12 protein-coding genes are annotated in these 13520 nt (G+C 63.7%); 8 read left to right on the top strand and 4 right to left on the bottom strand.

All coding sequences use genetic code 11. The annotated features are described in order from the left end of the window. Positions 1–15: 15 nt before the first annotated feature. The 8 genes from EYW45_RS19660 to EYW45_RS19695 are packed head-to-tail and all read left to right on the top strand — an operon-like array spanning position 16 to position 8844. The gene (locus EYW45_RS19660) at positions 16–1176 is read left to right on the top strand and encodes an ABC transporter substrate-binding protein (protein WP_161137169.1); all 1161 of its coding nucleotides are present in this window, start codon (positions 16–18) and stop codon (positions 1174–1176) included. 44 nt (positions 1177–1220) lie between these two features. Further along, entirely contained in the window at positions 1221–2141 is a 921-nt protein-coding gene (locus EYW45_RS19665) for a branched-chain amino acid ABC transporter permease (protein WP_161137170.1), read from the top strand. A 20-nt stretch (positions 2142–2161) separates the two neighbouring features. Then, complete coding sequence (locus EYW45_RS19670) at positions 2162–3037, top strand: branched-chain amino acid ABC transporter permease (protein ID WP_161137171.1); 876 nt, start codon at positions 2162–2164, stop codon at positions 3035–3037. Further along, a complete protein-coding gene (locus EYW45_RS19675; protein ID WP_161137172.1) occupies positions 3034–3792 on the top strand; it encodes an ABC transporter ATP-binding protein in 759 nt (252 codons plus the stop codon). The genes EYW45_RS19670 and EYW45_RS19675 overlap by 4 nt, the downstream gene beginning before the upstream one ends. 27 nt (positions 3793–3819) lie before the next feature. Next, the gene (locus tag EYW45_RS19680) at positions 3820–4515 is read left to right on the top strand and encodes an ABC transporter ATP-binding protein (RefSeq protein ID WP_161137173.1); all 696 of its coding nucleotides are present in this window, start codon (positions 3820–3822) and stop codon (positions 4513–4515) included. A 26-nt stretch (positions 4516–4541) separates the two neighbouring features. Continuing rightward, positions 4542–6044, top strand: a complete 1503-nt coding sequence (locus EYW45_RS19685; protein WP_161137174.1) for an MmgE/PrpD family protein — start codon at positions 4542–4544, stop codon at positions 6042–6044. A gap of 32 nt (positions 6045–6076) precedes the next feature. Continuing rightward, positions 6077–7486 (top strand): FAD-dependent oxidoreductase, encoded by a 1410-nt coding sequence (locus EYW45_RS19690; protein WP_161137175.1) that lies wholly within the window; start codon positions 6077–6079, stop codon positions 7484–7486. Next, a complete protein-coding gene (locus EYW45_RS19695) occupies positions 7483–8844 on the top strand; it encodes an MmgE/PrpD family protein (protein WP_161137176.1) in 1362 nt (453 codons plus the stop codon). The genes EYW45_RS19690 and EYW45_RS19695 overlap by 4 nt, the downstream gene beginning before the upstream one ends. 151 nt (positions 8845–8995) lie before the next feature. Here EYW45_RS19695 and EYW45_RS19700 read toward each other — a convergent pair whose 3' ends face one another. The 4 genes from EYW45_RS19700 to EYW45_RS19715 form a co-directional block, all read right to left on the bottom strand. Further along, the gene (locus tag EYW45_RS19700; protein ID WP_161137177.1) at positions 8996–9907 is read right to left on the bottom strand and encodes a ProQ/FinO family protein; all 912 of its coding nucleotides are present in this window, start codon (positions 9905–9907) and stop codon (positions 8996–8998) included. A gap of 257 nt (positions 9908–10164) precedes the next feature. Beyond that, positions 10165–11154, bottom strand: a complete 990-nt coding sequence (locus tag EYW45_RS19705) for a Bug family tripartite tricarboxylate transporter substrate binding protein (RefSeq protein ID WP_161137178.1) — start codon at positions 11152–11154, stop codon at positions 10165–10167. Positions 11155–11251: 97 nt separating this feature from the next. Beyond that, entirely contained in the window at positions 11252–11872 is a 621-nt protein-coding gene (locus EYW45_RS19710; RefSeq protein ID WP_235939161.1) for a response regulator, read from the bottom strand. Between the two features lie 115 nt (positions 11873–11987). Further along, positions 11988–13406: a cache domain-containing protein gene (locus EYW45_RS19715; RefSeq protein WP_161137180.1), complete on the bottom strand. Its 1419-nt coding sequence runs from the start codon at positions 13404–13406 to the stop codon at positions 11988–11990. Positions 13407–13520: the final 114 nt, after the last annotated feature.

The following is a 13520-nucleotide window of genomic DNA, read 5'->3' on the forward strand; positions in this document are numbered from 1 at the left end:
GTGGGGAAAACAATCATGAAGAATCTACGTCGAAGCCTCATCGTGTCGTTGGTGGCGGTGGCCGCCGGCATTGGCATTTCGGGCCAGGTGATGGCGCAAACGGCCAAAGAGCCGCTGCGTTTCGGTCTTGCGATGCCGTTGACGGGATCGCAAGCGTTGTTTGGTGCCGATCAGGCCAAGGCCGCGCAGTGGGCGGTGGACGACATCAACGCCAAGGGCGGCGTGGACGGCCACAAACTTGAAATGATTCTGCTCGATACGCAAGCGGATCCGCGATTGGGCATCAATGCCGTCAATCGTTTAGTGAACGTCGACCGCGTTCCGGTCTTCGGTACGGCCTGGAGTGCGGTGGTGAAAGCGGTGGCGCCCATCGCCAACCGCAGCGAAGTGCTGGGCCTGAGTGTGGGCGCCAATTCACCCGAAATCGCCAAGCTGGGCGACTACATCTACACCACGTATCCGCTGGCGGATGTGGACGTGGTGGCGCAAGCCCGATACGCGCGCGAAACACTCAAGAAAGAGCGCGCCGCCGTGCTGTACATCCACAACGACAGCGGTGTGGAGGGCGCGAAGATCTATCGCGATGCCTTCGAGAAGCTGGGTGGAAAAGTGGTGGCTTATGAGGCTTACGACGCGCAGTCCACGGACTACACCGGCGCGCTGTTGAAGGTGCGGGCTTCCAATCCTGAAATCATCCATATCCAGGGGCTGGTATCGGATCTGCCGCAGGTGGTGGCGCAGTTGCGGCAGTTGGGTCTGAAGCAGCCGATTTCCACCTACTCCGCCGGCTACAACCCCAAGATCGTGGCGCAGTTGGGCGCGGCCGCCGAAGGCATGCTCGTGTCGGCCCTGGCGCCGTCGGCCGAGCAAAACCCGCGCATCGCCGAGTTCGTGGCGCGCTGGCAGAAGGCGGAAGGACGCGTGCCCAACGGCCTGCCGTATACCCAGTATCTGTATGACATGCCGTACTTGATCTCCAATCTGTACAGCCACCTGCTCAAGAACAATCAGCCGTTGACCGGTGCCAATATGCGCCGCGCCCTGGTCGATATCGGCACCTTCGATCTGCCGATGACCGGCAAGCTTGAAGTGGGCGCCGATCACCGCGTGAACAAGCCGGTGTATCTGTTCGAGGTCAAAGGCGGGCAGTTCGTGCCGGTTGCGACCATCCAATAAAAACAGCCACGCGCGGGGCGACCCGCGCCACAAGGGGAGCAGCGATGCTGGATTTCCAGACGCTCATGCAGATCTTCTGGACGGGTCTGGCCAACTCGAGCTATGCGGTGCTGTTGGCCGCGGCGTTCGCGTTGGTATTGAAGGTGGTCAAAGTATGGAACTTTGCCCAGGCCGGGATGATGGGGATCGCCTACTACACGATGTATGCGGCGATCCAGAAATTCGGCTTGCCCGGTTCGGTCGCCTTGCTGCTGGGCGCGCTGGCTGCCATTGCCGCCGCGTTGGCGATGGAGGTGTTCGGCTTGCAAACCTTCCGCCGCCGTCACTCACCGCCGCTCACGTTCTTCATCTTCACCCTGGTGTTGTCGGAGCTGGTGCAGTATCTGCTGGCCATGGTTGCAGGCACCGAGCCGGTATCGCTTGCCGCTACGCTCATGTCGACCTCTCACATCGTGGGTGGCGTGGTGATCAGCGAGTGGGATCTCAAGGCGATCGGCACCACGGTGGTGTTGATGGGCCTGCTCTATCTCGTGATGCATCGCTCGCGGCAGGGGCAGTTCATGATCGCCGCGGCCGATAATCCCCATCTTTCGCGCCTGTACGGCATCAACGTGCGGCGCGTCTATGCCGTGACCTTCGTGATCGCAGCCATCCTGATCGCGGTGGGCATGTATCTCTTCGGCACGCGTGCATCGATGGTGCCCAATACACCGCTCGAAATGATGCTCTTCGCCGTGATCGCCGCGTTGCTGGGCGGCATGGGCAATGTGTTTGGCGCGGCCATCGCGGCGGTATTCCTGGGGCTCTTGCGTGCCTTCAGCATTCTTGTGATTCCTTCCGCCTGGCAGAGCTTGATCCTGTACGCGTTGCTTTTCATCACCATCCTGTTCTTCCCGCAGGGCGTGCGCATCAAGCGTCGCGCGCGCAAACCCGCCACGGCCGCCGCACCTGCGGCCGGCGTCTGAACAGCGTACGGAGTCGCATCATGGAATATGTCGCGTCATTGCTGGTGCTGGTCGGGCTGTATGTGATCCTGGCCTCCAGCTTCAACCTCATCATCGGATTCGGCGGGCTGATCAGCATCGCCCATCCTATTTTTTTCGCACTTGGCGCCTACACGGTGGGCGTGCTGAGTACACAGTTCGGCTTGCATCCGGTGCTCAGCGTGGCTGCGGGCTTCGGCATCTCGATGGCGTTCTCGTTCATGCTGTCGTTGCCGTCCTTGCGGATCTCGGGCGACTACCTGCTGATCACGAGCATCGGTTTTCAGCTGGGGCTCCTGGAAATCATCAAGAACCTCGATTTCGTTGGCGGCGCAAGCGGGCTCGGCGGCATTCCCAACGTGGTGCAAGGCAATCGCAATCTCGTGTTCGCGGGCATCGCGCTGGGTGTGGCGCTCGTGGTGGTGCTGGCGATTCGCGCGCTGGTGCGCGGGCCCTATGGCCGCGCAATCCAGGCCATGCGCGACGATGAATTGGCGTTTCTGGCCCTGGGCCGCAACGCCATGAACATCAAGATCGCCATCTTCGCATTGGGTTCAGGCGTGGCGGGCATTGCCGGCGGACTGTATGCCTATTACTACCAGTACGTCACGCCGGATCAATTTCAGATTTTGCAGTCGGCCATGATTCTCACGATGGTCGTGGTGGGTGGGATGGGTTCGGTACTCGGTCCGGTGGTGGGCGCGGTATTGCTGCTGCTGTTGCCCGAGGCCATTACGTTCCTGAACTTGCCGTCCGGCATCATGGGCCCCTTGCAAGGCGTGATTTTCACCTCGCTGGTGATCCTGTTTCTTTTCCTGCGGCCGCAAGGACTGGTGGCCTCTGCCAAAGGCAGCGCGGCGCATGGAGGTCAATCGTGACAACAGTGCTCAACCTCAAAGGCGTGTGCAAGCGCTTCGGCGGCGTGGTCGTATCGGACAACATCGACCTTGAGATCCGCAGCGGCGAGATCCTGGGGCTGATCGGGCCGAACGGCGCCGGCAAGACATCGCTGTTCAACTTGATCTCCGGCGTGGTGCCGGCTGATGCCGGCACCATCGTGCTCGGCGACCGTACGCTCACCGGGCTGCCGCTGTATGCGCGGGCACGCCTGGGCGTGGCGCGCACCTGGCAGCACATGCGATTGTTTGGATCGCTATCGGTGCTCGACAACATGATGATCGCGCCGTCGCATTATCCCGGCGAATCGTTGTGGCGCCTCATCACGGCCGGCCCTTCGGTGAAACGCGCGGAAGCGGCCACGCGCGAAAGGGCGCACGGGATCCTGGCGCGGATGAAGCTGGAGGCGTTGGCGGATGCGAACGTCAACGACATCACCTTTGGGCAGCAGAAGCTGGTGGGGCTGGCGCGCGCATTGATGAGCGAGGGGCCGTTGCTGTTGCTCGACGAGCCCATGGCCGGCGTGGAGGGCATGGCGTACGAGACGATGCGCGACATCGTGCGTGAAGAGGCGGCCGCCGGACGCGCGGTATGCGTGGTCGAGCACAACGTGTCGTTCATTCGCGACTTGTGCAACAGCGCGGTGTTCATGGCGCAAGGTCGCATTCTCGAACGCGGCGATGTGACCACGTTGCTGGAAAGCAAAACGCTGGCCGAACTTTACTTCGGGCAATAGCGCGCAGTCGCGCGAGAGAGGATTCAGATGCTTGAACTGAAGGGCGTCAATGCCCATTACGGCAAACTCCACGTGCTGCACGATCTGTCGCTCAGCGTGCCCGAAGGGCAACGGGTGGGCGTGTTCGGTCACAACGGCGCCGGCAAGACGACGATGCTGCGTGCGTGCCTGGGCGATCTCGAGGGGTGCGACGGCGATGTGCGGTATCGCAACCAGCCGATTCGTGCAGGTGAGGTGCACCACAACGTCGCTTACGGTATGGCGTTTGTGCCGCAAGGCAATAACGTCTTCCGCGAATTGCAGGTCGAACAGAACCTGGCCATCGCCGGTTTGAAGCACGACGCCACGGCACGCAAGCGTGCCTTCGACGAGGTGTATGCGCTGTTTCCCTTGCTGGCCGAACGCAGCGAGCAGGTCGCGGGGTCATTGAGCGGCGGTCAGCAGCAGATGCTGGCGCTGGGCATGGCATTGATGACGCAGCCGTCGATTCTGCTGTTGGACGAGCCCACGATCGGGCTGGCGCCGGTGATCGTGCGCGATGTGCTGGCCACCGTGACGGAGATCAACCGTACGCGCGGCACCACTGTGGTCATCGTGGAGCAGAACGTGCAAGCCACGCTGCAGAACGTGGACCGGGCCGTGGTGATCAAGTCGGGCCGCGTGATCTACGACGGCGCGAGTGCCGAACTGCTCAAACAAGAAAGTTTGTGGGACCTGTTTTGAGTACGCGCGATCTGGGGGCGAATGCGATGGCAAACGATTTCGCTGCACGACCGGTGCCTGGTTCTGATAGCGGACAAGCAAGCGATGGCATCCAGGTCATCGATGGCGGGCAAGTGGGAGATGGCGTCGAGACGGCGCGAGCGGACGCGGCGAGTGCTTTTGCCACCTGCTTGCGGCGCATTGCCGCCTGCGAGTGGCCGGATCTGCCGGTGGCGGCGCGACGCCGCGCGGCCATGATCGTGGCCGACAACGTTTCGGCTGCATTCAGCGCGGCGGATGAGCCCGAAGTCGTGCGCGCCCGACAGTTGGCGTTGAGCGAAGGCGACGCGGGTGCGGTAACGATCCTCGCGCGTGGCCGGCCGCTCGCCTCGCGACGCGATGCGGCGTCGATCAATGGCTTGACGATGGGATGGAACGAACTCGACGAGGGCTACCGTAAAGCGGTGTGCCACGGCGGGTTGTATGTGTTGCCCGCATTGCTGGCGACCGCAGAGGCGCGTGGCGCGAGCGCCCGCGACGTCTTGCGTGCGCTGATCCTGGGCTACGAGATCGTTGCACGCGTCGCACGCGCCTGGCGCTTTCCCGATCTGCGCTTGCATCCGCATGCGTTGCTGGCGCCCGTGGGCGCGGCGGCTGGCGTGGCGTTGCTGCGGCGCTTGCCTGCCGACGAATTGATCGCCGCCGTGGCGGGTGCCGCAGCGCTGGGAATGGCCGGGCCCTTCAATCAAGCCGTGCAAGGCGCCCTGATACGCAACACCTGGGCCGCGCACGGCGCCGCAGCAGGCATTGCCGCCGTCGACCATGCGCGTGCCGGGATCGGTGGCCTGGCGAGTACGCCCTATGACGTCTACGTCACCAGCCTCGGCACGACCACGGATCTTTCAGCCTTCGACGATGACGGCGACTGGGCCGTATGCGCGGGCTATCAAAAAATCAACGCGTGCTGCCAGTATGCACATTCTTCGATTGCTGCCGTGGAGGCGTTGATTGCGCGGACACCGGCCTTGCTTGACGGCGACGCGGTGAGCGCCGTGCGCGTGTGGGCACACCCGCTTGCGCTCAAGCTCGACAATCGCCAGCCCTCGACCACGCTGGCGGCGAAGTTCTCGCTGCCGCATGCGGTGGCCGCAGCCATCGTGCATGGCCACGGCGGTGTCGCGGCATTCGATTCGGCCTCATTATCGGATCCGCGTATCGCGCGGCTGCGGCAACTGATCGAGATCGTGCCTTTCGACGCCGTGCGACCGGCGCCGCACGATCGGCCGGCGACGGTCGAGATCGTGACTGCCGCAGGCGCAGATCGCGAGACGTGCTGGAGCGCGCCTGGCGGACCGGATCTGCCGTTCGATGAACAAGCGATTTGGCGCAAAGTGGCCGCGTTGTGCGCACCGGTGGCGCCATCGGCTGCCGGCGTGCTTGAACGGCTCGCGCAAGTGGCCGTTGAAAGCGGCGATGGCGCGATGTCGCTTTCGCTGTCGAGCACATGGTCTGCGTCGCTCGACGCGATGTTTGCCGAACCGCAGCGTTGATCGAACAACACAAACGAGGAGAGGGCTTCAGCATGAAAGCAGCAGTCGAGCAGCATGACGCCGGCGTCGAGTGGGATCTTGAGGTGGACGTGTTGGTGGTGGGCGCGGGCGCATGCGGATTGGCCGCAGCCATCGCCGCGCACGATGCGGGCGCCACCGTGGCCATCCTGGAAAAGCGCGATCGCGCGGGCGGCAACTCGTCGCTCAGCACGGGGTCGGTGCCGGGGGCAGGCAGCCGGTTTCAACGCGCTGCGGGCATCGACGATTCGGCCGAGCGCATGATTGCCGATCTCGAGCGCACGGCAGGCGCAAGCGAATTGCCGCACCTCACGCCGGTCATGGCGCGCGTGTCGGCCGAGCTGTGCGAATGGCTGGTCGATACCGTGGGGGCGCGGATGGCGCTCATCACCGATTACTGTCATGTGGGGCATACCGTGCCGCGCTTGCATGCGCCCGTGTCGCGGCGCGGCCAGGATCTGGTCGACGACTTGCTGGCCGCCGTCACGCAGCGCGACATTCCGCTGGCCACCAATAATGCGGTCACCACGTTATTCGTCGATACCCACGGTGCGATCGTCGGCGCGGCGGTGCAAGGCGAAGGCGTTGAATCGTCGCGCATCGGGGCGCGTTCGGTAATTCTTGCCACCAACGGCTTTGCCGCCAACCGTACCCTCGTAGGGCAGCATTGCAGCGAGATCGCGGGAGCGGAGTATTTTGGCGCACTGGGCAGTGAAGGCGAAGCGGTGCTCTGGGGTGAGCAGCTCGGGGCGCGTCTGGCCAATATGCAGGCCTATCAAGGGTATGCGGCGGTCGCTTATCCGCATGGTTCATTGCTCTCGTGGACCACGATCGAAAAAGGCGGCATTCTCGTCAACGCCGAGGGCGCGCGCTTTGGCGACGAAGATCTCGGCTACTCAGGCTACGCTCGCCTCGTGCTGGCGCAACAGTCGCCTGTGTATGCCATCTTCGACGATCGCATCAAGGCGATCGCCAGCAAGGAAGAAGAGTTTCAGGAACTCGTCGATCACGGCGGCGTGAAGGGCAGCGATTCGATTGAGGGGCTTGCGGCGACGTTCGATCTGCCCGCACACACGTTGGCCCAGACGCTTGCCGACTACAACGCTGCGGCCGGTGCGCACACGCCAACGGCCGATGCGTTCGCACGCACCCGCTTCGGTCTGGCGCCGTTGAGCGGCACGTTGTGGATCTGCCGCGTGACGCCCGGGCTTTTTCATACGCAGGGCGGCTTGGCGGTCGACGATATCGGTCGCGTGCTGCGCGCAGACGGGGCACCGATCGTTGGGTTGTATGCGGGCGGCGGTGCGGCCGCAGGGATCAGCGGCAGCCAGGGCGCATCGGGCTATAGCTCGGGCAATGGGTTGTTGACGGCGATCGGCCTGGGTTATCTGGCCGGCCGCGACGCGGCGAAGGCGATCGCATGAGCCGGACCGAAAGTGCCTCCGCACGAATGGCAGCCTTCGTGGCCGACCTGAATCTCGGCGCTGTGCCGGACGATGTCGAGCGATTGGCGCGGCTGCATATGGCCGATGCGGTGGGTGTTGCACTGGCGGCCGCCGCGGTGCCCGCGCATCGCGATATGGTGCGCACGTTGCGGCAGCAGTCGCCGCATGCCGGCCCGGCGTCATTGCTGGGCTTCGATGATCGTGCGCCGTCAGATATCGCCGCCTTGATCAACGGCACCTCGATGCACTCGCTCGAATACGACGATACCCACATGGGCGCGATCGTGCATGGCAGTGCAGTGATCGTGCCGACGGTGCTCGCGATCGCGCAGGAGCAGGGCTTACGCTTGAGCGATGCCGTGCGGCTGACGATTGCGGGTTGGGAGTTGCTTGTGCGATTGGGCGAGGCTGCGCCAGGCGGCTTTCAACGTCGAGGGTTTCAGGTGACATCGGCGGGCGGGGCGATCGTGGCCGCGCTGCTGGCGGCACAGGCACGCGGGCAATCCATCGCCACGATGACGCACGCCGCCGGGATCGCCGGCAGTCAGGCGAGCGGCATCTTTGCGTTTTTGAGCAATGGGTCGAATGTGAAAGCGCTGCATCCCGGTTGGGCCGCGCATGCGGCAATCTGGGCGAGCACCCTGGCGGGTTCAGGGATGACGGGCCCCGCTGCGGTACTCGAAGACAAATACGGCGTGTTTGCCGCCTACGCCGACGATCGCAATGCGGGCGATCGTTTGCACACCACGCTCGATGGGCTGGGCACGCGGTGGGCGCTGCGAGAAGCCGCATTCAAGTTCTATCCGTGCTGTCACTACATTCATCCCTATCTTGAAGCGGCCGAGCACTTGCGCGAGCAGGCCGCAGGTGCGCCGATCGTCGCAGTGCATTGCCGCGTTGCTCCGGGTGCCGCCCTGGTGATTGCCGAGCCCTGGTCGGTCAAGCAGCAACCGCGTGACAACAACGAAGCCAAATACAGCTTGCCGTATACGGTGGCGTGCGCGCTGCTCGGTATCCCGATCGATGTGCCCGCGATGACGGTGGCGCCCTTGGACGACGCCGCGTTGACGTTGGCCAAGCGCGTAACGACCGAGCGGTGGGACGACAGCGGCTTCCCGCAGAAATTCGGCGCCGTGCTGGACGTCACGTTGGCCGATGGCCGCGTCCTGCAAGCGCGCATCGCGCAAGTGATGGGGAGCGTCGAGCGGCCCGCGAGTGAGCAACGCATTCAAGCCAAATTTCTCGCCAATGCTGCCCGCTCGGTAACCGAAGCCGAGGCGCTCAAGCGCTGGGATGCGTTTCTGACCTCCGACGAGGTGGCATCGGCGATGGCCTGAACATAAGGGATGCGTCGCGCAAATCGCCGCGTGTCGACCCCAAAGAAACGTGCCGCATCGAGACAGACTCGAGGCGGCGCGTTTTACATGTCGCTGGGTGTTGATCGACGGCCGATTGCCTGCTGCGCCACGCGCGGCAGGGCAGAATCGATTAAGACGCTTGCTTAGGCGCGTCGGTCGAATCCGCCGTCGCTTCCGCAGGCGCCATCACATCGGCGGGCGCTGCCTCGGCGTGCGATTCTGCGACCTGCGATTTTGCGGACTGCGATTCGGCAGCAACTGCCGGCACTGTCGTCTCGGCGTTTGCTGTCGCATCGGCCACTTGAGCGACGTCGGGTGCATTCACAGCCTGCACGGGTGCAGTCGCTTGCGCGGCCGCATCGCTTTGCGCGGCTTGCGGATCCAGCGCCGGTGCGGCGGCATCACCTTCAGCCGGCACGGCGTTCGCGGCTTTTTCAGCTTTCTTCGCCGTCGTGCGTTGGCGGCGCGCCTGATGGCGGGCGCGATTCGCTTCGGGCGCCGTCACCACGCCGCTGGGGGCGCCGGTGAGGTCGACGCGCGCCGCGTTTTCAGTCATGCACGCCCAGTAACGGGCGCCTTGGCACCACGTTGCGATGGCTTGCGTGATCTCGCTTTCGTCAAGTTGCAGCTTCTTTTGCTCTTGCAGCAGATCGGCATGGATACCCAGCTTCAACGGCAACTTGGGGGCAGGCTTCTTGGGGAAGGCGGCCGGGAAGTGACGTTGCAGACGCGCGATTGCCAGCACCACCGGATCGGCGGGCGGTTGCGCCGGGCGTTGGGGGCGAGGCGGGCGTTTGCCGGCGTGCGCGGGGGCGGAAGCATTCGGGTTGGCGCCATTGCCACCGTTGCTGCCGTTGCCGGTATGGCCGGGCTTGGGCCCACGGGGACGCGATTTGGCCGGATCGTGCGCCGGTTTGGCGCTGCGAGGTTGCCCCTTCGTTTGATCTTGAGCAGGCTTGGCGGAGCGCGGTTGCTCCTTGGCCTTTTCCAGCGCTTGCTTGGCAAACGCCTCTTTGAGGGGGGCAAGTTGTTCGAAACCCATATCAGCTACTTTTATTTAAGTCAGCCCGGAGTTTAATGGTCAACCGGGGCGAGCGGGGGATAGCAGTTGCTTTGAACCAACCATCCCCGGCTATTTTTTGGCGTTGCAAGGCAAAAATCAGCGATTTGCCCAACAAGGCAGGAAAAACTAAGCAAATTCGGCAAGCGCGGCGCCGCTCGGTAGCGAACCGATACGTTTTAAGCCACGCCGCCGCGTCGCAAAGGCCGCGTTGTGCGGCTGCTGCGATCACATCATGCCTATTCTACGAGTTTGATGTTTTGCTCTTTCGCAATGCGCTGGCGCAAGGCGAGTTCTTTTTTGATCTGAGCGGAAAATTGTTCGGGCGTATTGCCGTCCACAATGGAGCCGCCGTCGACCAGGCGTGCGCTGACCTCCGGGTTCTTCAGCGCGGCAACGGTCGCGTCATGGATGCGTTTGACCACGGCGGGCGGTGTATTGGCCGGGGCCACGATGCCATACCACGCCACATTGTTCACGTCCGCCAGGCCGACTTCCGCAAACGTGGGCACATCCGGCAGACCGTCCACCCGTTTGGGCGACGCCACGGCCAGCGCGCGCAGCTTGCCTGCCTTGATGTGCGGCAGCGAAGACGGCAGGTTGTCGAACTGCGCGTTGACCTGACCGGCCAGCGTGTCGTTCAATGCCGGACCCGATCCGCGGTAGGGCACGTGCACCATGTCGGTCTTGGTGATCGACTTGAACAATTCGCCATCCAGATGCGAGATGCCGCCGGTGCCCGACGAGGCATAGCTGTACTTGCCCGGGTTGGCTTTCAGCAAGGCGATGAACTCTTTCATGTCCTTGGCCGGAACCGCCGGATTGATCGTCATCACGTTGGGCACGTTGACCAGGTTGACGATGGGCGTGAAATCCTTGATCGGGTCGTAAGACGTTTTCGGATTGGTGGCAGGCACGGTGGCCATGGTGCTGACCGTGGCGATACCCAAGGTATAGCCGTCGGCAGGCGAGCGTGCGAGGGCTTCGGCGCCGATCAAGCCGCCACCGCCGCCGCGGTTTTCGACCACGACGGTCTGGCCCAGCTCTTTGCCCAGGCCGTTGGCCACAACGCGCGCCACGATATCGGTCGTGCCGCCGGCCGCGAAGGGCACGAGCAGCCGGATCGGCTTATCGGGATAGTCGGCGGCCAGGCTGCTGCTGCCGATGGCCATCAATGCGACAGCCAGAACGGTGCGCAAACCGGCACCGTACACGTTCGTGGGGGTCATGAAAGTCTCCAATCTTGTTATCGATCCGGTGTGTCCGAATGCCAGTTGGATTCAACCCTAAAGGACGCGCGCCTCCTATACGTATCTACCCGCAGTACTAGACGCCCCGATGTTCGACGGCATACTTCACGAATTCGGCTTGGCCGTCGATGCCGAGCTTGCGTTTGATGTTCTGCCGGTGCGTCTCGATCGTCCGTACCGATAGATTGAGCGTCTGCGCGATTTGCTTGTTCGCACTGCCGGCGGCCACATGCCGCAGGATTTCCCGCTCGCGCGGACTGAGCAGCGTGGTGGGCAAACTGGCCTGGGCCAGCTTCATGGCCACCGTGGGGCTGAGATGATTGCGTCCCGCCATGACCTGGTCGATCGCGACGAGAATTTCCTGCGCGGGTTCGTCTTTCAACAGATAACCGCGTACCCCGGCCCGCATGGCCTGCATCATGTATTCGACGTTGTCATGCATCGACAGGACCAGCACGGCAATCTGCGGCCAGCGTTCGTGCAGCAGGGTCGCCAAGGCCAGACCGCTCATCTTGCGCATGTTCAGATCCATCAGGATCAAATCGGGCAGGTGCGCGTGCGGGTCGGCATCGAGCTGCTCGAGCAGGGCAACGGCGGTTTCGCCGTCATCGGCTTCGCCCATCACCTCGATATGCGAGACGACCTCCAGCCGCAATCGCAACCCGTCGCGTACGAGCGGATGGTCGTCGACCAGCATCAGGCGCGTGGGCGTGATGTGAGGCGTCGCGTTTGACGCTGATTGTGATGCGGTGGGGGGCTTGGTTGAGGGGGCAGCGTTGCTTGGCGTCATGGCGTCGATGGATGGATTTGGGTCATGCGGGGGCGGCACCCGACGTGGGCAAGCTCGCGGACAGGGCGGTGCCGCGCAGGCCGGTGTGCAACGTCATGCGCCCGCCCAGGGGCGCGACGCGTTCGCGCATGTTGCGCAAACCGATGCCGCGATCGGGATCGCGTTGCACGTCGGCGTAGTCGAAGCCGCAGCCATCGTCCTGGATGTCGAGCCGCACATGATCGGCGGCATACGTGAGCGTCATATCGATGCGCGCCGCGCGGGCGTGGCGAATCACATTCGTCAGCGCCTCCTGCGCGATACGGAAGAGGGCGGTGTTGTGCGATTCGGGCAAGGGCGTCACCTCGCCATGCACGTGCACGTCCGAATGCAGGGGTGAGCCGGCGCTGCCGGATGCCGCCGTGATTTCCCGGGCCAGTTGCGCCAGCGCGGTCGGTAGCCCCAGGTCATCGAGCAGCGACGGCCGCAGGTTGTGCGAGATGCGCCGCACCTCGCCCACGGTGGCATGCAGGCGTTCGAGCGCGTTTGCCAGCAGGTCTTCCACGGGCGGCCGGCCCGGTGGTGGTGCGGCCGAGTCGTGGCGGGGCGACTGCCGCAGCAACCGTTCGTGCGCCGCTTCGAGCACCAGCTTGGTCGACACCAAATGCTGGCTGATGCCATCGTGGAGCTCGCGCGAGAGCCGCGCCCGCTCGTCTTCTTGCGACTGCACCACTTGCCGGGCCAGCAGGCGCAGCTTCGCATCCGACTGACGGTGATCGCTGATGTTCAGTGCCAGGCCGCTGCCCGCAACCAGTAGTGTGCTGATCGCGGCTATGCCCGCCACCCAGGCCAGCATGCCGCGGATGTTCTGCTGGGCCGCGACGTCGATGTCGTTCAGGGCGGCTTCGATGTCGTCGTTATAGATGCCAGTGCCCAGCATCCAGTTCCATTCGGGCACCACCATCACATAGCCGAGCTTTTCGGTTTCGCGCTGTGCGGACGGCTTCTGCCACAGGTAATGGATGACTTGACCTTCCGTGCCGGCGGCGCGGGCTGCGGCCAGCAGGCGCTGCACCACCAGGTCGCCATGCTCATCGCGCAGACCGCTGAGATCCTTGCCCACCAGATCGGGCTGGCGCGGGTGCATCAGATTGCGCCCGTTCAGGTCATAGACGAAGAAATAGCCGTCGCGGTCGAATTCCATTTGCCCGAGCAGATCGAGTGCCTGCTGCTGAGCGCCATTTACGTCGGTATCGGTCAGCAGCGGTTTGATGGCGCTGTAGCCGAGTTTGACGTAGTGACGCAGCTCGGCTTCCTTGCTCTGCAGCCACGCCGACGACACCACCTGCTTCTCTTGCTGGACGAGCGAGAGGCCCTGTTGATACACCGCGAACGAGAGCGCCGCCATGGCGATCAGCAACGGAACAACAGCCAGCAGCAGAATTTTCAGTCGAAGTTTCATCGACGACAACGGTTCCGGATTTTGCGGTGCAGCACGCGTCGAGCGCATGGGTGCAGCAGGTGAAACGAATAAAGGTGGCGTGTGTTCGTCATCGGCGCACGCAGAATCTGTTGC

It is taken from the genome of Schauerella aestuarii (assembly GCF_009866805.1).
Taxonomy (GTDB): Bacteria; Pseudomonadota; Gammaproteobacteria; order Burkholderiales; family Burkholderiaceae_B; genus Schauerella; species Schauerella aestuarii.

What these genes read in the sequence shown, in the direction of transcription:
- EYW45_RS19660 (WP_161137169.1), top strand. Translation starts at nt 16, where the DNA reads ATGAAGAATCTACGTCGAAGCCTCATCGTGTCGTTGGTGGCGGTGGCC.
- EYW45_RS19665 (WP_161137170.1), top strand. Translation starts at nt 1,221, where the DNA reads ATGCTGGATTTCCAGACGCTCATGCAGATCTTCTGGACGGGTCTGGCC.
- EYW45_RS19670 (WP_161137171.1), top strand. Translation starts at nt 2,162, where the DNA reads ATGGAATATGTCGCGTCATTGCTGGTGCTGGTCGGGCTGTATGTGATC.
- EYW45_RS19680 (WP_161137173.1), top strand. Translation starts at nt 3,820, where the DNA reads ATGCTTGAACTGAAGGGCGTCAATGCCCATTACGGCAAACTCCACGTG.
- EYW45_RS19685 (WP_161137174.1), top strand. Translation starts at nt 4,542, where the DNA reads ATGGCAAACGATTTCGCTGCACGACCGGTGCCTGGTTCTGATAGCGGA.
- EYW45_RS19690 (WP_161137175.1), top strand. Translation starts at nt 6,077, where the DNA reads ATGAAAGCAGCAGTCGAGCAGCATGACGCCGGCGTCGAGTGGGATCTT.
- EYW45_RS19695 (WP_161137176.1), top strand. Translation starts at nt 7,483, where the DNA reads ATGAGCCGGACCGAAAGTGCCTCCGCACGAATGGCAGCCTTCGTGGCC.
- EYW45_RS19700 (WP_161137177.1), bottom strand. Translation starts at nt 9,907, where the DNA reads ATGGGTTTCGAACAACTTGCCCCCCTCAAAGAGGCGTTTGCCAAGCAA.
- EYW45_RS19705 (WP_161137178.1), bottom strand. Translation starts at nt 11,154, where the DNA reads ATGACCCCCACGAACGTGTACGGTGCCGGTTTGCGCACCGTTCTGGCT.
- EYW45_RS19710 (WP_235939161.1), bottom strand. Translation starts at nt 11,872, where the DNA reads ATGCTGGTCGACGACCATCCGCTCGTACGCGACGGGTTGCGATTGCGG.
- EYW45_RS19715 (WP_161137180.1), bottom strand. Translation starts at nt 13,406, where the DNA reads ATGAAACTTCGACTGAAAATTCTGCTGCTGGCTGTTGTTCCGTTGCTG.